At 40.8% G+C, this 20,546-nt stretch carries 21 protein-coding genes; 10 read left to right on the top strand and 11 right to left on the bottom strand.

The features are described 5' to 3' along the window. Positions 1–34 precede the first annotated feature (34 nt). The 3 genes from NQT69_RS15030 to NQT69_RS15020 all read left to right on the top strand — a co-directional run bounded on the left by NQT69_RS15030 (position 35) and on the right by NQT69_RS15020 (position 2,189). Positions 35–775 (top strand): phosphoadenylyl-sulfate reductase, encoded by a 741-nt coding sequence (locus tag NQT69_RS15030; RefSeq protein WP_256828508.1) that lies wholly within the window; start codon positions 35–37, stop codon positions 773–775. 101 nt (positions 776–876) lie between these two features. Then, positions 877–1,614 carry a substrate-binding periplasmic protein gene (locus tag NQT69_RS15025; protein WP_256828507.1) on the top strand — a complete coding sequence of 246 codons (738 nt, stop codon included), beginning with the start codon at positions 877–879 and terminating at the stop codon, positions 1,612–1,614. 44 nt (positions 1,615–1,658) lie between these two features. Beyond that, on the top strand, positions 1,659–2,189 hold the full coding sequence (locus NQT69_RS15020; protein ID WP_256828506.1) for a DUF4124 domain-containing protein: 531 nt from the start codon (positions 1,659–1,661) through the stop codon (positions 2,187–2,189). Between the two features lie 60 nt (positions 2,190–2,249). On the opposite strand, the gene acnA is transcribed toward NQT69_RS15020, so the two are convergent. The 3 genes from acnA to NQT69_RS15005 form a co-directional block, all read right to left on the bottom strand. Beyond that, positions 2,250–4,997 carry an aconitate hydratase AcnA gene (acnA, locus tag NQT69_RS15015; RefSeq protein ID WP_256828505.1) on the bottom strand — a complete coding sequence of 916 codons (2,748 nt, stop codon included), beginning with the start codon at positions 4,995–4,997 and terminating at the stop codon, positions 2,250–2,252. A 185-nt stretch (positions 4,998–5,182) separates the two neighbouring features. Further along, positions 5,183–5,611: a hypothetical protein gene (locus tag NQT69_RS15010; protein WP_256828504.1), complete on the bottom strand. Its 429-nt coding sequence runs from the start codon at positions 5,609–5,611 to the stop codon at positions 5,183–5,185. An 83-nt stretch (positions 5,612–5,694) separates the two neighbouring features. Continuing rightward, positions 5,695–6,078: an RNA-binding S4 domain-containing protein gene (locus NQT69_RS15005; RefSeq protein ID WP_256828503.1), complete on the bottom strand. Its 384-nt coding sequence runs from the start codon at positions 6,076–6,078 to the stop codon at positions 5,695–5,697. 270 nt (positions 6,079–6,348) lie between these two features. Here NQT69_RS15005 and NQT69_RS15000 point away from each other — a divergent pair, with 270 nt between their 5' ends. Together NQT69_RS15000 and NQT69_RS14995 are read left to right on the top strand one after the other, a co-directional pair. Continuing rightward, positions 6,349–6,636 (top strand): hypothetical protein, encoded by a 288-nt coding sequence (locus NQT69_RS15000; protein ID WP_256828502.1) that lies wholly within the window; start codon positions 6,349–6,351, stop codon positions 6,634–6,636. Between the two features lie 55 nt (positions 6,637–6,691). Beyond that, a complete protein-coding gene (locus NQT69_RS14995) occupies positions 6,692–7,354 on the top strand; it encodes a hypothetical protein (RefSeq protein ID WP_256828501.1) in 663 nt (220 codons plus the stop codon). Between the two features lie 8 nt (positions 7,355–7,362). Here NQT69_RS14995 and NQT69_RS14990 read toward each other — a convergent pair whose 3' ends face one another. The 5 genes from NQT69_RS14990 to glnA form a co-directional block, all read right to left on the bottom strand. Further along, on the bottom strand, positions 7,363–7,821 hold the full coding sequence (locus tag NQT69_RS14990; protein WP_256828500.1) for a Crp/Fnr family transcriptional regulator: 459 nt from the start codon (positions 7,819–7,821) through the stop codon (positions 7,363–7,365). Positions 7,822–7,845: 24 nt separating this feature from the next. Beyond that, positions 7,846–9,231: a nitrogen regulation protein NR(I) gene (gene glnG / locus NQT69_RS14985; protein WP_256828499.1), complete on the bottom strand. Its 1,386-nt coding sequence runs from the start codon at positions 9,229–9,231 to the stop codon at positions 7,846–7,848. A 17-nt stretch (positions 9,232–9,248) separates the two neighbouring features. Next, positions 9,249–10,319: a nitrogen regulation protein NR(II) gene (gene glnL / locus NQT69_RS14980; protein ID WP_256828498.1), complete on the bottom strand. Its 1,071-nt coding sequence runs from the start codon at positions 10,317–10,319 to the stop codon at positions 9,249–9,251. Positions 10,320–10,406: 87 nt separating this feature from the next. Further along, positions 10,407–10,919 (bottom strand): DUF4124 domain-containing protein, encoded by a 513-nt coding sequence (locus tag NQT69_RS14975; RefSeq protein WP_256828497.1) that lies wholly within the window; start codon positions 10,917–10,919, stop codon positions 10,407–10,409. Positions 10,920–11,054: 135 nt separating this feature from the next. Beyond that, positions 11,055–12,461, bottom strand: coding sequence for a glutamate--ammonia ligase (glnA, locus tag NQT69_RS14970; RefSeq protein ID WP_256828496.1), 1,407 nt, complete (start codon positions 12,459–12,461; stop codon positions 11,055–11,057). 506 nt (positions 12,462–12,967) lie between these two features. Between glnA and typA the strand changes: the two genes are divergently transcribed. Beyond that, positions 12,968–14,791 carry a translational GTPase TypA gene (typA, locus tag NQT69_RS14965; RefSeq protein WP_256828495.1) on the top strand — a complete coding sequence of 608 codons (1,824 nt, stop codon included), beginning with the start codon at positions 12,968–12,970 and terminating at the stop codon, positions 14,789–14,791. A 286-nt stretch (positions 14,792–15,077) separates the two neighbouring features. On the opposite strand, the gene NQT69_RS14960 is transcribed toward typA, so the two are convergent. Then, on the bottom strand, positions 15,078–15,806 hold the full coding sequence (locus NQT69_RS14960; RefSeq protein WP_256828494.1) for a CBM9 family sugar-binding protein: 729 nt from the start codon (positions 15,804–15,806) through the stop codon (positions 15,078–15,080). A 178-nt stretch (positions 15,807–15,984) separates the two neighbouring features. On the opposite strand from NQT69_RS14960, the gene NQT69_RS14955 reads away from it, so the two are divergent. After that, positions 15,985–16,260, top strand: a complete 276-nt coding sequence (locus NQT69_RS14955; protein ID WP_256828493.1) for a hypothetical protein — start codon at positions 15,985–15,987, stop codon at positions 16,258–16,260. On the opposite strand, the gene NQT69_RS14950 is transcribed toward NQT69_RS14955, so the two are convergent. Next, the gene (locus tag NQT69_RS14950) at positions 16,255–17,346 is read right to left on the bottom strand and encodes an MBL fold metallo-hydrolase (protein ID WP_256828492.1); all 1,092 of its coding nucleotides are present in this window, start codon (positions 17,344–17,346) and stop codon (positions 16,255–16,257) included. The genes NQT69_RS14955 and NQT69_RS14950 overlap by 6 nt on opposite strands. A gap of 145 nt (positions 17,347–17,491) precedes the next feature. Then, entirely contained in the window at positions 17,492–18,148 is a 657-nt protein-coding gene (locus tag NQT69_RS14945; RefSeq protein WP_256828491.1) for a DUF2959 domain-containing protein, read from the bottom strand. An 88-nt stretch (positions 18,149–18,236) separates the two neighbouring features. Between NQT69_RS14945 and NQT69_RS14940 the strand changes: the two genes are divergently transcribed. The 3 genes from NQT69_RS14940 to dtd are packed head-to-tail and all read left to right on the top strand — an operon-like array spanning position 18,237 to position 20,546. Next, on the top strand, positions 18,237–19,127 hold the full coding sequence (locus NQT69_RS14940) for a virulence factor BrkB family protein (protein ID WP_256828490.1): 891 nt from the start codon (positions 18,237–18,239) through the stop codon (positions 19,125–19,127). A 40-nt stretch (positions 19,128–19,167) separates the two neighbouring features. Then, positions 19,168–20,121: an alpha/beta fold hydrolase gene (locus NQT69_RS14935; RefSeq protein ID WP_256828489.1), complete on the top strand. Its 954-nt coding sequence runs from the start codon at positions 19,168–19,170 to the stop codon at positions 20,119–20,121. Beyond that, positions 20,109–20,546 carry a D-aminoacyl-tRNA deacylase gene (dtd, locus tag NQT69_RS14930; protein WP_256828488.1) on the top strand — a complete coding sequence of 146 codons (438 nt, stop codon included), beginning with the start codon at positions 20,109–20,111 and terminating at the stop codon, positions 20,544–20,546. Before NQT69_RS14935 ends, dtd begins: the two co-directional genes overlap by 13 nt.

The following is a 20,546-nucleotide window of genomic DNA, read 5'->3' as shown; positions in this document are numbered from 1 at the left end:
AAGCAAGTTCGCTTGTTGAGGTTTGGAATTTACTATGAGTGAATTTAAAAACATATTACAGCTCGATAAAGAAAGCCAAGCGGCGTTGCTTGCAGATGCTAATGGCTTACTAAAAGACTTAAACGCTGAACAACGTGTTGCTTGGGCGCTTGAAAACTTACCTGAGACGCAGTTTTTATCATCAAGCTTTGGTATTCAAGCTGCTGTGATGTTGCACTTAGTGACAACACAGCGTCCAGATATACCAGTAGTACTGACTGATACAGGGTATTTATTCCCTGAAACTTACCAGTTCATTGAGCAGATGACAGAGCGTTTATCACTGAACTTAAAAGTGTATAAAGCTGAATTAAGCCCAGCATGGCAAGAAGCTAAGTATGGTAAGTTATGGGAGCAAGGTGAGGCTGGTATTAAGCAATACAATCAGCTTAATAAAGTAGAGCCCATGACTCGCGCGTTAAAAGACATTGATGCTAGGACTTGGTTTAGTGGTTTACGCCGTGACCAAGCGTCTACCCGTGCTGATAAGCAGATTATTGAGATCAGCCGTGGCACAGTGAAAGTCTATCCAATTATTGAGTGGACGAACCGTGATGTGTATCAGTATTTAACTAAGCATGATTTACCGTACCACCCTCTTTGGGAAGAAGGGTATGTGTCTATGGGCGATGTTCATACTACCCGTAAGTTAGAGCCTGGAATGACCGAAGAAGAAACACGTTTCTTTGGTTTAAACCGTGAATGTGGCCTGCATATTGATGGTGATGGGATCTAATCCTAAATAGTGATCTGAATATTCCTAAAACGCAGCCTAGCTGCGTTTTTCATTTTTGACTACAGTATACTTAGTCACTACGACTTTATACGTACTCATTTATGAAACAGATTTTTGTTGTATTATTATTGATAATATTTAAGCCAGTGTTTGCCGACACTTTCCGTGTAGCATTGCCCGATGAAGATTACCCGCCATTTCATTTTACTAACACACACAGTAGAGGCATTCTGAATCAAGTAATTTCTCAGTTTTCAGCTGAGCTAGGGTATGAGCTTGAATATGTGTTTGTGCCTGAAATGCGTTCAGCTAAGTTAGTGCATGATAATGATGTTGATGCTCGAATGGAATCCGAACTGTGGCAAGTGGATAGCGATAAATACTATTGGAGCGATGGTATTGTCACTATCGAAGATGTGGTTATAGTTGGCCGTGAGGTTGACCCTAGTATCTTCCTTAGCCAAAATGAGTTCATCTCTGGGGTTTTACTTGGCCACTATGGTTATACTTATCCAGAATATGAGGCGTTAGTTAAAAATAAAGTTATTCATCGCGAAAACTTTTATTCGGATCTAGCTATGCTGCAAAGTCTGCGATCTGATACAAATAAAGCTAAGCGCTTTGCTGTAATGTCTCGAGCTGTGTTCAACTGGTATTGCAAAATGTACCCAGCGTTTAAAACTCTTAATATAAGTGCATTTAACGTAGGTAAAGCTCCTCTACAATTGCAATTTTCTCATACCCCAAGAGGAAAAGAACGCGCAGAGGCATTTAATATTTTTTTAAAAAAGCTGAAAGATAGTGGTGAGCTTGATAGAATTATTGCTCGCTACCAATGATGGTAGTTATGGAGTTCGCTTAAAACTAGCCCAAGGGATTGAAAATGAAGTACTTTGCGTATTTAACAGTGATGATATTATTGTTCAGCGTTGTTGCACTATTTTATCTAAAGCGCCCAGATGGGCAAACATGGTTAACCACAGAGCAAGTGACAACTAAGTCAGGTGCGTTAAAGGAGCAGGTCGTTGCACTCTCAAATGATGCACTCGATCAAGCTGTAAAACTGGTTACAGATACAAGTAGCAAAGTCGTTGCAAAAGTGACTTCTGAGCCAATCGCTTCACCCACTACTATTTATAAATGGCAGGATGACTCTGGGCAATGGCATTACTCTGATAAACCTAATCCTAATGGCGAGAGCCAGCAAATAATATTGGACCCCAACGATGTCACTGTTGTTGCAGCTGAAGATACATCTATTCTCAAAGGGAGTGCAAAGTCAGGGGGGATTTCATTAAGCCCAACGCCTACAAGTGCTTATGACCCTATGGTGATTAAAAAACTCTTTGATGATGCTGAACAGGTTAAATCACAACTCGAGCAGCGCAACACGACTCTCGAAAATACTCAGTGATCAACAACAAACTAGGATAGAACAGGGGGCTTTAATATAAAGCCCCTCGGCAAACATGTACTATTCTTGTAGCATGTTTCTTAATACATATTGCAAGATGCCGCCATGCTTGTAGTACTCCCACTCTTTTGGTGTATCAATACGTACATCAGCACTAAAGCTAGTTTTTTTGCCTTCAGCGTTAGTCGCTATCACACTCACCTCGTTGGTTTTATCATATAAGCCTTCTATATCGAACTGCTCTTGCCCTGTTAGTGCTAATGACTCATGGCTTTCGCCATCTTTAAATTGCAAGGGTAATACCCCCATGCCAATTAGATTAGAGCGATGTATACGTTCATAGCTTTGCGCAATAACAGCTTTGACGCCTAATAATAAAGAGCCTTTTGCAGCCCAGTCTCGCGATGAGCCTGTACCATACTCAGCGCCAGCAAGAACAACTAATGGCACACCTTGTTGTTGGTAAGCCATTGCCGCATCGAAAATACTGGCAAGTTCGTCATCTGGCTGGGTGCGTGTTACACCACCTTCGGTGCCAGGGGCAAGTAAGTTCTTTAACCGCACATTAGCAAATGTGCCACGCATCATTACTTCATGGTTACCACGGCGTGAGCCATAAGAATTAAATTGTGCTTTTTCAACACCGTGTTGTTGTAGATACTCACCAGCTGGGGCGCTGGCTTTGATTGCACCTGCAGGTGATATATGGTCAGTAGTAACCGAATCGCCAAGCTTTGCTAAGCAACGTGCGCCATTAATTGTTGGCACGCCAGGTGGTTCAACGCTCATGCCATCAAAGAAAGGTGCTTTTTTGATATAAGTGGATGCATCATTCCAGTCATACAACTTACCATCAGGAATTTTTATCTGTTGCCAACGCTCATCGCCTTTGTAAACATTGCCATAGCTGCTAGCAAACATTTCCTTCGTGACTGTTTTCTTAACTAGTTCATTTACTTCACTCACACTTGGCCAGATGTTTTTCAAGTAAATATCGTTTCCGTTCTCATCTTGCGCTAATGGCTCGTTGTATACATCTATATCTGTACGCCCAGCAATGGCATAGGCTACCACAAGCGGAGGCGAGGCTAAAAAGTTCATTTTAACGTCTTGGTGTATACGCCCTTCAAAATTACGGTTACCCGATAAAATAGAGCTAACAACTAATTTGTGTTTTTGAATAGCTTCGCTAATTTCATCTGCAAGCGGGCCTGAGTTACCGATACACGTTGTACAGCCATAACCGACCAAATTAAAGCCTAAGCTTTCTAGGTCATCCATTAGGCCTGCTTTTTCAAGGTAGTCAGTCACCACTTGAGAACCGGGTGCAAGCGATGTTTTAACCCATGGTTTTACGTTAATGCCGAGCTGCTTGGCTTTTTTAGCCACTAAACCTGCTGCTAAAATAACACTGGGGTTAGAGGTATTTGTACAGCTCGTGATTGCTGCAATAACACAGGCACCATCGTTTAATTCAAACTCTTGGCCTTTAAACTTCACTTTGGCTGCACCCATAAACTGCGCTTCGTCTACCGGCTCATCTGGGTTGGTGGTTGGGCCTTCACTTTCTATGCGAGCCTGCTGCTCATCGCTCTTATCTCGTGTTGCCATTCGCTCATCTTGAAAACTTTTTAAGTGTTCGCCAATGATATCGCCTGCTTTATCAAGGGCGATTCTATCTTGCGGGCGTTTAGGGCCAGCTAGACTTGGCACAACATCATCAAGTTTTAATTCGAGCTTATCGGTGTAGTGAGCTTCATCGCCAGCATTACGCCATAACCCTTGATGTTTCGCGTAATCTTCAATGAGCTTTAATTGGGTTTCGTCACGGTTTGTCAGACGCAGATAATTTATGGTTTCATCATCAATAGGAAAGATGCCGCAGGTTGCGCCATACTCAGGCGCCATATTGGCAATAGTTGCTCGATCGGCTAATGGTAAATCAGCAAGACCATCACCATAAAACTCGACAAACTTACCTACCACACCATGCTTACGTAGCATTTCAGTGACGGTTAATACCAAGTCGGTTGCAGTTGTGCCTTCTGGTAAGCGGCCATTGAGCTTCATACCAACAACTTGCGGGATCAATAAACTAATTGGCTGACCAAGCATGGCTGCTTCAGCTTCAATACCACCTACACCCCAACCAAGTACACCTAAGCCGTTGATCATAGTCGTGTGAGAATCAGTACCAACGAGCGTATCAGGGTAGGCAAACTTTTGGCCGTTGCGCTCTTCATTAAATACAACACGTGCTAAATATTCTAAATTGACTTGATGGACAATACCGGTTGCTGGTGGCACAACTTTTAAGTTATCAAACGCCGTTTGCCCCCAACGTAAAAACTCATAACGTTCTTTATTGCGTTCATATTCAAGTTTGGCATTTAAATCAAATGCACCATCATCACCGTAACCGTCGACTTGAACAGAATGGTCTATAACGAGCTCAGCGGGAGATAGTGGGTTAATTTTTGCTGGATCGCCTCCTAGCTTTTCCATGGCATCACGCATAGCAGCTAAATCAACAATCGCGGGTACGCCGGTGAAATCTTGCATCACCACACGCGCCGGGGTAAATGCTACTTCGGCACTTGGTTTCGCTTGTGGATCCCAATCGAGTAATGCTTCAATATCTTGTTTTTTAATATTAACGCCGTCTTCATTGCGTAATAGATTTTCTAGTAGAACTTTGAGCGAAAATGGCAGCCGTTTGGCTTTATCACCGAGTCCTTGTAGTGAATGAATATGAAATTGCTCACCGTTAATTGTGAGTTGTTTTTGGGTGTCAAAACTATTGCTCATTATATGCCCCTTTATGATACCGGTATGGTGAATATCCTTAAATCGTAAAATTTAACCTCGTAATGATATGTGTAATTGCAAAGTGTATACCAAAATAAATATGTATTATTTTTGTACACTTCTATTAAATGAAGTGATGCTTATTTTGAATTTTTCAATAGCTAAAACAAAGGTTGTATTAGAGCTTATTTTAACCACCCTTGCTGTATGCCTTTATGACTGAGTATTAATAACCCGATTGCGATTATCACAACTAGTAGAGGCATAAAAACTGCGCTAACGCCTAATAATTTAATACTGTTGATAACTATAAAGTTATAGAATTGCTGAATAATTATAGCGCACAGAGATAGAGCAAAAACAGTGCGCGCTAGAGAGTTTTTTAGTAATAAGAATACTGCGCCTAAGCAGCCTCCAAAAACCGCAATTGCGAATGCGATAGTAGACCAAAGAGGCGTGTTTGAATAAGCAGCTTGTTGATCTAAAGGCAGTTTACTTATCATTTCTGGTGTCATTAGCATGTGCATGACAAAGGCTAAAACGCCTAATAAATTCCAAACAAGGGCCGCCCAAGCAACACTTTTTAACCAGCTAGCTGGTGTGGAAACAGTCATAATTACCTTTTTAACATTATTTAAAAAGGTAATTAAAGACGAGAGATGCTTACTTTACAAGTAACAGTATGCGAAGAACTTAATTAACCAAATGAAATAGGGCGGCGGCCAGTTTTTTCATCCACCTTTGGTTTTTTGTTTCGCTTACGTTTATTCTTAGTCGTTGCAGCGGGAGCTTGAGCAGCTTTAGTTATAACTTCTGGTTGTGCATTCAGTTCAGGTCTTGGTGTTGGTATTGCGTCTTCACTCAAGGTCAACTGAAACCATTCACCATCAAACTCCAGTACATCGCCACTGTATAATTTTTTCCGTTTTATTGTACATATTTCATGGTTAACGCCAACATAACCTTCACTAATTAGGTTTTTTGCTTGGCCTCCACCTTCAACTAAATCAAGAACTTTGAGTAGTTTGCAAAGTTCAATAGGTTCTTCTTCTAATTCAATTTCAATGTATTCGTCGTTCATCTTTGATCTCGTTGAGGTAGGGCATAGCCTTTATTATAAAGGCATCTAGCGAGTTTTGCACCACAGCTTGTACTGTAGGTCACGGTTTGCTGATTTATATTTTAAACTTTTTCACTTTTTTTAGGGTCTTTAAAAAAACTGCAGTAATTGAAGGTTAAGCTGCAGCTCTTAAATTTGGCCTGTTATTTGCCAATAGATGATTCAAAAAATTATCAATGCTAGATAGTAGTAACTAAATGTAAGTCGTTTACATTGAAAATGGAGTAGGAAATGGGCGTAAGATTAGCAATGCGAAAAGAGTTAATGGGTTTAAATAACTCGGATATGTTAACTGCTGATGATGTTAGAACGCACCTTACTAACGTTGTGAAACAACACTCACATAGTAATCAAAAAGGTTTTTCGGTTATTTCTAGATTTAATGATAACCATAGTCAGCTAGTCAGCGGTGATAATAACAAAGAGCGCTTACTAAAGTTTGAGCGCCACCGTTTGTTTAAAGATGTGCTATATACCCGTCAAAGTGTCGATGCATGGTTAAATAGCCAAATAAATTAAGTTGCTTTACAGTACCACCTCCAATAGACTACAAATGTAATCCTTTGAAGGTGTTATGCGAAATGGAATTTTAATCTGCATGTTGTTATTACTAACTGCGTGCCAACAACCAACAATATATGTATACACGCAAGCGTTAACAGAGCTAGAAAAACAACAGCTAACAATACGCTTACAGCAACAACCATTACCGTATCAGTTTATTCAATTACCGATACCCAAAGAGTTTGCAGCTGCGACACTGTTAACTTCCGAAGATATGCTACTCACAGCTGAAACCGAGCAGCTTGCTGGTATTATGCAAGCAATGGGCTATCAACCACAGATACACTATGTGTCGGCAGCAAATCATCATTATAGCAATGGCAATATTGGCTTTTACTTGCGTGGTGAGCAAATAGAGCTAGGTTTTAATGTGCCAGAACAAATGCGAACTACTGGTTGCGTTGAAGATCGCTACAATGGTCTCAAAGTTAAATTTGTTGATAACTTGGTTGAATTTGCTTTAGTAAATGGTGCCCGCGCTCAGTTAGTTTGGCAGCGTTATGAAAATTATTTAGTCATCAATTATAGAGATACTTCGCAGTCATACACGCATTTAAGCCCTTTGGTTGCCACTCCTTTTGGTGAAAAACCCTCAGATACATTTCGCTATAACGCACACATTGAAGGGCCACAATGGTTAAATTGCTCGCTGCAAGTTGTGTATATGGATTAAGTTATCTTTTAGCTGTGGTTTTCTATGTGCTCACTAAGCTTGGCAATGCGTTCGCTCATACCTTCGATAATGCGGTCTTTTATTTTTTCGCGGATCACATTGGGGAGTCGTGTTAGTGCTTCGGGGGTTATAGCTAATACGATTGTGTCACTTTTGGCACGTGCACTGGTGCTGCGTTCGCGGTTATTGATAAACGCACCTTCGCCAATAAACTCTCCGGGTTCTATTGTGCCTAAATCAACTAAGTGACTGTGCTTAAATACTAAAATTGCGCCACTGAGTACAATATAAAGCTGTTTGTCGTTGTCATATTGCTTAAACAGAAAACGGTTTTGTTCAACTAAATATAAATGGCTGAATGATTCTAGAAGCACTTGGCGTTCATTGAGAGTAAACTCTTTAAAAAAATTCAGCCGATTGATAATTTCCATTTGTTTTATTAATGGAATATGTTCGATTAACTTCATAAGTATGATTAGCTACGACATTAATTAGCTAATATTGCGCTCTTTTAATTTGCGGGTCAATGTATTACGCCCCCAGCCAATTTTTACCGCCGCTTCTTGTTTGTGCCCAGAGCAATTTGCGAGCGCGGTTTTGATTAAGCGAGTTTCTAATTGCGCTTGCACGTTTGGCCAAATATTTTGCTTTCCATGTTTTAGCTCCTGATTCAGCCATTGCTGGAATGAGTCGAGCCAATCACCTTCTTGTTGTGATACTTCTGCCTCGAGGATCTCTGGTGGGAGATCTTGCTCACTGACTAATTCACCCGGTGCCATAACTGTTAACCAACGGCAGGTATTTTCTAATTGTCGTACGTTACCAGGCCAACTAAATAAACGTAATAGCTCTGTGGCTTTTGGGCTAAGTACTTTGCTTTCTACTTGTAAGTCTTTCGCACTTTTATGCAGAAAGTGTTGAGCTAACCTTTCAATATCTTCGGTACGTTCACGTAGTGCAGGAAGGCGCAGTCTTACCACATTTAAACGGTGGAATAAGTCGTCCCTAAATTTCCCTTGCTTCACCAAGTCTTCAAGGTTTTGGTGGGTTGCGGCAATAATACGCACATCAACTTTGATGCTTTGATGGCCCCCAACGCGGTAAAACTCTCCATCTGCTAATACCCGCAGTAAACGTGTTTGCACGTCTAATGGCATATCGCCTATTTCATCTAAAAATAAAGTACCGCCGTTAGCCTGCTCGAAGCGACCTTTACGAACACTGTCGGCGCCGGTAAACGCTCCTTTTTCGTGACCAAATAGTTCAGATTCAACTAACTCTTTTGGAATAGCGGCCATATTGAGGGCGATAAAGTGGTTTTCTTTACGGGGGCTGTGATTATGCAGCGCACTTGCAACGAGCTCTTTACCTGTGCCTGACTCACCATTAATTAATACGCTCATACTCGAAGCTGAGAGCTTACCAATGGCACGAAATACCTCTTGCATTGCTGGTGCTTCGCCAATGATATGGGCACTTTTAGGGGGAGTTGCTTTACGCTTGGTTTTTTTCGCTGAATTTGCGCGACAAGCACTCTCTACTAAAGCAACCGCTTCATTTAAGTCAAATGGCTTAGCAAGGTATTCGAAAGCTCCTTTTTGAAACGCATTAACCGCTGAGTCCAAATCTGAATGAGCGGTCATTATTATCACCGGTAAACCTGGGTTTTGCTCGGCTATTAGCTCGAGCAATGCCATGCCATCCATACCGGGCATACGTACGTCAGAGACGAGTACGGTTGGTTGGCTAAACTTCAGCGCACTTAAAACGTCTTGTGCATTGGCAAAACTCTCAGTGTTAAACCCTGCACGAGAAAGTGCTTTTTCTAAAACAAAGCGAATAGACGCATCATCATCAACAAGCCAAACTGTTTTCATGGGCACTCCCAAACTCATTAATCCACAAAAGGCAGATATATATTAAATTCTGTATGACCAGGCCAGCTATCGCATTCGATATAGCCATTATGTTGATCTATTAAAGTTTGAGCAATTGAAAGCCCTAAGCCCGATCCGCCTTCTTTATTGGTGGTCATCGGATAAAATAAGGTTTCTTTAATATTGCTATCAATACCTGGTCCGTTATCTGATATTTGGATCAGCAAAGCTTTTTTTGGTGCTTTACCGGGGCGGCGCTGTCTATGACTGATGCGAGTTTTCAGTTTAATCACTCCACCATCAACTAGTGCTTGTTGTGCATTACGAACAATATTTAATACGACTTGCTGAATTTTACCTTGGTCTATAAATACGTCAGGTATGCTTGGGTCGTAATCTTTCTCTAGGCTGATATTCGCATTGCTATCGAGCATACTTAGTTTTACAACAGACTCTAAGGTTTGGTGAATATTACCGTATGACTTTTGTGGTAATTGATTCGGACCTAGGAGTCTATCGACAAGCTCACGCAAACGGTCAGCTTGTTCAATAATAAGCTCAGCGCACTGATCCCGCTCTTGCTGATCAACCTCATACTGCAATAATTGCGCCGCTCCGCGAATTCCGCCTAAAGGATTTTTAATTTCGTGAGCAAGACCACGTATAAGATTACGTGCGGCTTGATATTGGTGCATTTGATTTGATGCTTGATCATGGCGGATTTCATCATCAGTTTGGCGGCACTCAAATAACAAATAATACTCATCTTCAAGTTTTAAACGCCTGGCACTGATTGCTAACTTTGCATGTCGAGAGTCGATGAACACCACGTCAGCCCTATGCTGGTGGCAATCTACACCATCCATTAATGAATACTGAGCAATACGCTTTAAGTCAATTGAATGGTAGTTAAATAGATTATCGAACGGTTGATTAAGCGTCCGCTTTGGCCCCAGCCCTAGAAGCTCACTGGCACTGTCATTAACGTAGACTAGGGTAAATTTATTATCCAGTAACATCACCGCAGTGGTGAGGTTTTTCCATATGCTGGTTAGTAACTCGGGGTTAAATTTTTTATTGTTGGGCATGTTTGCACCATTTTAGTGCGTTGATGATATTTAGCAGCTTAGCACATATATTTATACTGAGTGTGTCATTATAAAAAAAGCGCCAGACTATAATGCCGACTGCCGATGCATAAAGAACACACTTGTTGGACTTACCGATAACACATTACCTTTGGGGTCATATAATTTAACCTGCAAGGAATGCTCACCTCGGTCCACATTACGAAGTGCAAAGGTACTACTGCTACCGGGTGCTGAGTAAGCGGTACCATCAACGAATAACTGAATCTTAAAGCCATTCTCAAAGCGCGGAGAGACTCGACTAGTAACGTATACTGAACCGGTATTTTCTCTCACTGTTTCTTCGTTGGCAGGCGATGCTACTTCAATCTTAAAGCTTTTTTTGGCGATAGGTTTTGTTTCATCTAAAATACTTGTATTGGTGGTAGGCATAGAAAGTATTTGGCTGGTTAATTTTACTTCCTGCGCTCCGACTTTTGGAGTGTCAGAAAAAACCACTGCGCCATTTTTATCCTTCCATGTATAAATTTTTTTATCGGCTGCATAGCCATAAAAGCTGAATAAAATTAGCGTCAGCAATACCAAAATCTTTGTTTTCACCCTTTAATCCTGCATTTTTTGCACTAATTAAACTCTAGTGGAGAATGAAACATTTTGCCATAAAAAAAGCCCGTAAAACGGGCCTTGAGAACACACATATATTATCTATAACTAGATAATTTTAGCTACAGCGCATTAAACGCTGTAGTACATTTCAAACTCAACTGGGTGAGTTGTCATGTTAAGTTTTTCAACTTCTTGAGATTTAAGTGCGATGTATGCATCGATTAGGTCATCAGTGAATACGCCACCTTGAGTTAAGAACTCACGGTCAGCACTTAGTGCTGCAAGCGCTTCGTCTAGTGACGCTGCAACTGTTGGAATTTCAGCTGCTTCTTCTGCTGGTAAATCGTATAAATCTTTATCCATTGCATCACCAGGGTGGATCTTGTTTTTAATACCGTCAAGACCAGCCATAAGCATAGATGCAAATGCTAGGTAAGGGTTAGCAGTTGGATCTGGGAAGCGTACTTCGATACGACGACCTTTTTCAGATGGTACTACTGGAATACGGATTGAAGCTGAACGGTTACGAGCTGAATAAGCTAGCATTACTGGTGCTTCAAAACCTGGAACTAAACGCTTGTACGAGTTAGTTGACGCATTAGCAAACGCATTGATTGCTTTAGCGTGTTTGATGATACCACCGATATAGTAAAGTGCATCTTCAGAAAGACCGCCGTACTTGTCGCCTGCGAATAAGTTAACGCCGTCTTTAGCTAAAGACTGGTGACAGTGCATACCAGAACCATTATCGCCAACGATAGGCTTAGGCATGAATGTCGCTGTTTTGCCATATAAATGAGCCATGTTATGAATAACATATTTCATTTCTTGGATTTCATCTGCTTTTAATACCATAGTATTAAAACGAGTAGCGATTTCGTTTTGACCTGCTGTAGCAACTTCGTGGTGATGCGCTTCAACAACTTGACCTAGCTCTTCAAGAACTAGACACGTAGCTGAACGCCAATCTTGAGATGAATCAACCGGTGAACATGGGAAATAACCACCTTTAACACCTGGACGATGGCCTGAGTTGCCGCCTTCGTATTCTTTATCTGAGTTCCATGATGCTTCTTCTGCATCGATTTTGTACATAGAACCAGACATGTCTGATTTGTATTTAACGTCATCAAATAGGAAGAATTCTGGCTCTGGGCCAAATAATACAGTATCAGCGATACCTGTTGAACGCATATATTCTTCAGCGCGTTTAGCAACAGAACGCGGATCACGTTCATAACCTTGTAGTGTAGAAGGCTCTACCACGTCACAACGTACGATTAGTGTTGTTTCTTCAGTGAAAGGGTCAAGTTTTACTGACTCAGGAACTGGCATTAATACCATGTCAGATTCGTTGATGCCTTTCCAACCTGCGATTGAAGAGCCATCGAACATTTTACCGTCTTCAAAAAAGTCTTCATCAACTTGGTGATGAGGAATAGAAACATGTTGCTCTTTACCTTTTGTATCAGTAAAGCGTAAATCAATGAACTTAACGTCATTTTCTTTAATAAAATCTAAAACCGATTGTGACATGTGTCCTCCAACTGTTGGGTTTTATTATTGCTGCATAATTGCTTTTGCATTCTAGTAAGCTGATTCTGTGCCATGTTTATAACTAACTGTTTATAATCTTAAAAAATATACAGGGCGTAAACAAAAATACGCTCGCGCACCTTTTTGGTGCGCATTATTTTCATTTTGGTGCAATATTTACAAGCTATATTTTGCTGATCTTTTAAACGCTCAAAATCAGCATAACCTAAATGCTAAATAGTGCCAAAAAGATCCTAAAAATAGCTCAAAAAGTGGTTTTTAATAAATAAATGGAATTTTATTCATTTAATTGTCATATATAAAACAGATACTTACTGAAAGTATTGAGAAAGTTTTCAAATTTATATTGGATAAACTTTCATCCATGTCATTAATGAGGGATAATATGCGCCCTTTTAAATCCTATGCTGGGACATCTGGTGAAAACGCAGATGAGTGCGTAGATCTTGCAGGATCAATGAGAATAAACTTCTCTGAGTAAATATATGAGCATCGAACAGTTAAGAAATATAGCGATTATCGCGCACGTTGACCATGGTAAAACAACCTTAGTTGACAAACTACTTGAGCAATCAGGTACATTAGAAACACGCGGCGGTAACGAAGAGCGCGTGATGGACTCAAACGACATTGAGAAAGAACGTGGTATTACCATTTTGGCTAAAAACACGGCCATCTCTTGGAATGACTACCATATCAATATCGTAGATACCCCGGGACACGCCGACTTTGGCGGTGAAGTTGAACGCGTACTTTCGATGGCTGACTCAGTATTATTACTTGTTGATGCTCAAGAAGGTCCAATGCCACAAACGCGTTTCGTAACGCAAAAAGCATTCGCGCAAGGCTTAAAGCCAATCGTTGTTATCAACAAAATTGATAAGCCAGGTGCTCGCCCAGATTGGGTTATGGATCAAATCTTTGATTTATTCGACAACCTTGGCGCAACTGACGAACAGTTAGACTTTAAAGTAATCTATGCATCAGCTATCAATGGCTGGGCAACACTAGATTTAGACGAGCCATCAGACAACATGGAACCTATGTTTAAGATGATCGTTGACGAAGTATCACCACCGGATGCAGATCCTGAAGGTGACTTCCAAATGCAAATCTCTCAGCTTGATTACAACTCGTATAAAGGTGTAATCGGTATCGGCCGTATCAAACGTGGTTCTGTTGCGCCTAACCAACAAGTGACAGTTATCAGTGCTGACGGCACGACTCGTAACGGTAAGATTGGTTCAGTACAAAGCTACCTCGGCCTTGAGCGTATTGAAACGGATAAAGCGTTCGCTGGTAACATCGTAACAGTTACTGGTCTTGGCGAGCTTAAGATTTCAGATACGATTTGCTGTCCTAACAATGTTGAAGCATTACCACCACTAAGTGTTGATGAGCCAACAGTAACGATGACATTCTCTGTAAATAACTCTCCGTTCTGTGGTAAAGAAGGTAAGTTTGTAACATCACGTAATATTCGTGAGCGTTTAGACAAAGAATTAGTACACAACGTAGCACTTCGTGTTGCAGATACTGGTAATCCAGATAGCTTCCGTGTATCGGGTCGTGGTGAATTACACCTTGGTATCTTAATCGAGAACATGCGTCGTGAAGGTTACGAGCTTGCTGTATCTCGTCCAGAAGTAATCTTACGTACTGTTGATGGTGTGTTAGAAGAACCGTATGAAACACTAACAATTGACTGTGAAGAAGAGCATCAAGGTTCTATCATGGAGCAAATTGGTCTTCGTAAAGGTGAACTTACTGACATGGCACCAGATGGTAAGGGCCGTATGCGTATGGACTTTATGATCCCAAGCCGTGGTTTAATCGGTTTCCAAACTGAATTCATGACGTTAACATCAGGTTCTGGTTTACTTTACCATACGTTCGATCACTACGGTCCACACAAAGGTGGCGAGCTAGGTGTTCGTAAGAACGGTGTAATGATTGCAAACGCAACAGGTAAAGCACTGACTAACGCATTATTTAACTTACAAGAGCGCGGCCGTTTATTCATCGGTCACGGTGTTGAAGTTTATGAAGGTATGGTTATCGGTATTCATAGCCGTGATAACGACCTTACAGTTAACGCGCTTAAAGGTAAGCAACTTACTAACGTTCGTGCATCAGGTACTGATGAAGCACAATCACTTGTACCACCTCTAGATTATACACTTGAGCAAGCGCTTGAGTTTATCGATGATGATGAGCTAGTAGAGGTTACTCCTGAGAACATTCGTATTCGTAAGCGTCACTTAACTGAAAGTGAGCGTAAACGTGCGGGTCGTGCTCCTAAGTCATAATCTATTTATTTAGAATAATGATTTTAAAAGCCGCTGTATTGCAAAATACAGCGGCTTTTTAGTGGTTATTAGTTAGCGAGGGTAAAGTTAGCGAGAAAATAGCTGTAAGCTATAAGCGGTCAGCAGTCTGATCTGACCCCGATAAATTAGGCCGGTGTCAGCTGAAAGTCGGTAGACTATATAAACCTGCAACAATGCATAACTTTAGTGCTGTTGCTAGAGTATTTTTTCGTTGGGTTTCGCTGTTTAACTCGCTAACTTTACTCTAGCTTACTCGCCTACTTTTTCATTCCTTTGGTAGCAAAGTGATTTCGCCAAATACATCTGCGTCTATAAAACCACGGTTTCTGTCGCCATTTACGGGTTGGACTTCGTGTGAGCCCATAAAGTGTTCGCGCACTTTACTGCCGTCGTTATCGCAATAAGCGAGCATAAAGCCGATGACTTGTGTTGCCGTTAATTTAAGCGGTGTGTTTTGCGCGCCTTCTTGATAATCATTGGGATAGAGCTTTATCGCCACTTCCCAGATAATGTTATAAGGAGCTTGGGTATTGCGCTTCCAGCTACTGACTAAGTGATCGGTATACAAATGGGCTTTTTTATCAGGGCCGTAATCGGCAGCTTGGTTATCAAGGCCGATATGATAAGCAAATGCAGTATGATTAAATTGGTGATTACCACCTGATGCATCGCTGTCGATAAATATTTCTAGTGCATCGTCATCCCAATATTTTACAGTTGGATCTGGGTGTGTATCGAACAGTACATCATCAGCAATATCGGCTTGTAAATAAAGGGTGTTTTCATCCCATAATAAGCGATAGCGGCCTGTAAAATCACTCTCTGAGTCTGGTAGTACACCATCCATCAAATGTGGCATGTTATGCCATTTAGCTTTGTTCCATGCGCTTTCAGAGACACCATCTATGGTGATAGGTGTCGGTGTATGTACTACATCTATGGCAAGAGCATGTGTGCTTATTAATAGGCTATAAATCAGCGTGGCTATTTTCATAAAATTCTCAAACTTTTATTTTGATTAATAGTGTCTGAAACGTGAGGTGAAAACAACCAATGTTAGGGTACAGAGGTTAAATTATAGTAATGGGTAGTTTAAGTACAATTTATTACAACATTTAGTTTAAGTGGATGATAAATTAGGCTCGTTGAGAATGTATATTAAAGGGATTATTATGGCTAAAGTGCTGATTGTAGTTATGGTTACTTTACTATCAGGTTGCACTTCATCACAAGTGATGAGCTCGGGTTGTGATTTTGTGGTTGGTAGCGGAAAAAGTCAGCAACGGCAAGTGCAAAATAGTTCACTCGCTAATTCTGATACAAACCAAGAAATGAATGTGATTAACGGGGTATTGCAGATGTTACTTGGGCCATTAAGTCGCGCGCTTGGTGATGATGAATGCGAGGCGCAGGAACAACTTTATCAGTACCCAAGTGTCGCTTTATAAAGCGACACTTTCTCCTTCATTTAAAATATACAGAGGAGTTGGCGACTCTATTTTATTGTACATGTGCAATAGACGTAGTAATGCTGAATGACTACTGTGATCGCCCATTTTCCAACTTGAATTACCATAGCCCCATGGGATCATCACTTTGCAGTTGAGATCTTGCGCAGCTGATAGCGCATCTTCTGGCGTGGTATGAACATACCTATACCAATCTCCATCTTCTTCATGATAATAAGAGGCAATTGGCATTAAACAAATATCAATTTCGCCAAATTTTTGCCCAATATCGCTAAAATGCTGCGAGTAGCCGGTATCTCCTGCAAAAAATAATGTTTTACCATTTTGCTCAAGCAGCCAGCCGTTCCATAAGTCTTTATCGTGATCTTCATAGATAAATGGCACCAAAACACGGCTACTAAAGTGATGAGCAGGAACCGCATGAATGTTTAAATCATCAATAGTGGTTTTGGCATACCAAGCCATTTCGCTTATATAAAAGCCACCAGTTGGAAAGTTATCAGCCATTCCCAGTGGGGTTAAGTAGCGAGGCTTATTACCTATTTCTTCAATATCTGCTTTATTGAAATGATCATAGTGAAGATGTGAATACATTACCGCGTCTAAGTTTGTAAGCTCGCTATCTGTGAGCCAGTCACCGGGTTGACGATAAAACCCAGAGGCCAGTCTAAAAGCTAAATCTACAGGGGAGTCGAATTGCTCTTTTACTGGATCAAACACTACTTGTTGTCCGTTTGGCGTTTTTATCATAAATCCTGCGTGACCAAGCCAGCGTACAGTAAATCCGGTATTTAATTGTGGGATTGCTTGCTGAGCACGGTATTGGCAGTTCTCACTTTCCAGCTCGCATTGTAAATTAGGGTTGCTTGGGTAGCAGTCGTCTTCACAACTAACTGGGTAGGTTTTCTCCCCCGGGTAGAGATTATGATAACGCCCTTGACGTTCGCCATCTTGGTGTAATGGGGTAATGGTATCTGGACCTGCGATGACTTCAGTATGATTAGCAGCCGAACAAGCCGATAAGAAGCCAGTTAGAATAATTAGCGTAAAGGTGTTTAACTTCATTATGATCATTTTTTAATTTTATTTTGATAAAATTGTACCAAAAACAGCGGATTAAAAAACATTTAAAAAGTAACAAAAAATAACAGCAAAAAGCCTGCAAAATTGCAGGCTTAATGTATTCTTTTCTCGCCAACTCTAAGTTGATTTATCCCGCTTGATTCATTTGCTCAATGAACTTGTTAGAGTCAGCGATCGATTTATTCATGTCATCCATTAATACTTTAATGTCGCGCTTAAGGTTAGTAAATTCGCCTTGAATAGCACTCACAGCTTGAGCATTAAGGTTATGTTTTAAATATAAAACATTATCATGCAGTGACGATAATACCGGTTCCATTTTACTTTCGGCATTACGCATTGAGCGTAGTAATTTATCAAAATCACGTTTGGTTGACGTTAACTTCTTATTACTTTCACGCTTTAAAGATGCATTGGAATATTGCTCTAGCTCATCTGCCCACTCTTCAAAAAGGGCTTCAGCAACGTCTTCAACTTTGTTTATGTTGCTAGTAACATCGTTTGCGGCCGCTAGGCTCGACTCATAATCATCATTTAGTTGCTCATAGGCTGTTTGTAAGTCACCGCCATCAAAATCAATTAACGTTGTTAAACGCTCAAGCGCTGATTGAAACTCTTCTTGCGACTCTTCTTGTGATTCTTTTGTTTCTTCAACACGGTCCACCAAAATATCGCGTTTATGAACGCCAACGGACTCCATGGCAGAATAGTAGGCCGATTGGCAACCTGATAGCGCCATTGTGAGTGCTAGCAATGGTGCGCTTAGTGCAGTAACTTTTTTCATTGATATCCCTTTTTATTCCCGTTTAGTTTTTAAATTATGTGGCGGATTGCTATGATAATCAAAACTATTTTAGCAGAAAGTTAACCTCATGAATGAAAAGGTAGCACATTTTAAGCAACAGGCAGGTTCATTTTTGCGCCAACAACCCGGTTGGTGGATGCAGTATGTTAACCGTTGTATTGATGATCAAATCACTGTTAATGCAGGTTATTTAGCTTATGTTACGTTACTCTCACTAGTGCCTTTAATTGCGGTTGCGGTTGCTATTTTTTCAGCTTTTCCGGGCTTTGAAGAGACCCGTATTGCGATTGAAAACTTTTTGTTCACTAATTTTGTACCGGCCTCGTCAGATGCAATCAGAGAGCATGTGAGTTCCTTTGCAGGCAATGCAAACCAAATGACGGCAGTGGGGGTGAGTTTTTTAGCGGCGATAGCACTGTTGTTAATGAAAAATGTTGATGCCACGCTTAATCGTATTTGGCGTATTAAAAAGAAGCGACCTTTGATGATTTCATTATCGGTATATTGGATGATTTTAACATTGGGCCCGGTTTTATTAGGTGCGAGTATTGGTATATCTTCGTATATTGTGTCTTTGGTTTCATTTGCAGATCAAGGGATCCCAGGATTTAGTGGTTTTTTAATAAAGCTATTACCTTTTATTATTTCCATGGCTGGCTTTATTTTGCTCTATACTTTAGTTCCAAATACGCGTGTTCCATTTAAGGCGGCGATCCCGGGTGCTATTTTTGCGGCGGTTTTGTTTGAGCTAACGAAAAAAGGGTTTGCTTTATATATTAGCCACTTTCCATCATACGAGTTAATTTATGGAACTGTAGCGACGATACCCATTTTATTTGTTTGGGTTTACCTTTCATGGACTGTGGTGTTACTCGGTGCAGAATTTACTGTATGTATTAGCCCTCATGATATCGAAGATACCCCAGATAGTATCCTCGACAGTGATGCTATTACTTAACCGTAATTAACTGCACCGCTGATAGGAAGGAGTCAGCGTTATGCAGTTATACCCAAGTATTACTCCGTATAATGATTTTCACTTAAGTGTTGGTGAAGGTCACCAGCTTCATGTGCAAGAATACGGCGACCCTTCGGGGTTTCCTGTGGTAATTTGTCACGGTGGGCCAGGGCTTGGTTTACATAGTGATAATTGTCGATTCTTTGATCCCAACCGTTATCGTATTATTTTATACAGCCAGCGTGGGTGCGGTTTATCTTCGCCGCATCAATTAATAAGTAATCGTACAGATTACTTAGTTACCGATTTAGAGTATCTGCGTCAGTCATTAGGAATTAACAAGTGGTCGCTTTGTGGTGGCTCTTGGGGGGCAACTCTGTGCTTGTTGTATGCTATCAAATATAGCAGGCAGGTTGCAGGGCTTATTCTACGGGGGACATTTTTAGCAACCAGCGCTGATTATCAGTGGCTGTACGGCGCAGAAGGAGCAGGTGCACAATTTTACCCTGAGCTATATGAGCAGTTCTCGCAGCAGCAAACCGACGTTAAAAGTATTTTAGATTTTTATCAGCAAAACCTCTGTATTGATAATCAAATTAAAGCGAGCCAGTACGCCAAACTATGGTGTCAATGGGAGTCAGTTTTATCGCAAGGCCATCATTGTCCTGACTGGACTTTAAGTAGCCCCCAACATGGTTTAAATATGGCACGTTTAATGGTGCATTATTTTAAATCACGATGTTTTATAGAGGAGGGTTACATACTAAAAAACAGTCACAAGTTAGCAAATTTAGCTATTTGGTTTATTCATGGCCGCCATGATTTGGTATGCCGTTTTAGTGCCACGCAGCGATTTGCTAATCAGTTAAACGCACAATTAATAGTATTAGATGAAATTGGGCATGGTATTGATAATCAGGTATATTTGTCGGCAGTACGGCGTGCTGCCGATCATATGTTTATTAAGTTATCGAGGGAACAATGCAAGGACTAATACAGCGAGTGAAACACGCTAGAGTTGAAGTTGAAGGTCAAGTGATAGGGCAAATAGAGCAAGGTGTCTTGTTGTTGCTTGGTGTTGAAAAGTCAGATGATGCCACCTCAGCGGATAAGTTATTACATAAAGTGAGTAACTATCGTATTTTTAGTGATGAGAACGATAAAATGAACCTAAGCCTAAAGGATATTCAAGGTGAGTTATTGGTTGTTTCTCAATTTACTCTTGCCGCAGATACTAAAAAAGGCATGCGCCCGAGTTTCTCATCAGCTGCGACTCCCCAGCAGGCTAATGAATTATATGAATACTTTGTCAGCCAAGCGAAAGAGTTAGGATTAAAGGTGGCAACAGGTCAGTTTGCATCTGATATGCAAGTAAGTTTATGTAACGATGGGCCCGTTACTTTTAATTTAAGCGTATAA

Source organism: Pseudoalteromonas shioyasakiensis, from assembly GCF_024518675.1.
Classification (GTDB): domain Bacteria; phylum Pseudomonadota; class Gammaproteobacteria; order Enterobacterales; family Alteromonadaceae; genus Pseudoalteromonas; species Pseudoalteromonas shioyasakiensis_B.
The sequence above is the reverse complement of the archived record's forward strand: the minus strand, read 5'-3'. Positions and strand labels throughout refer to the sequence as shown.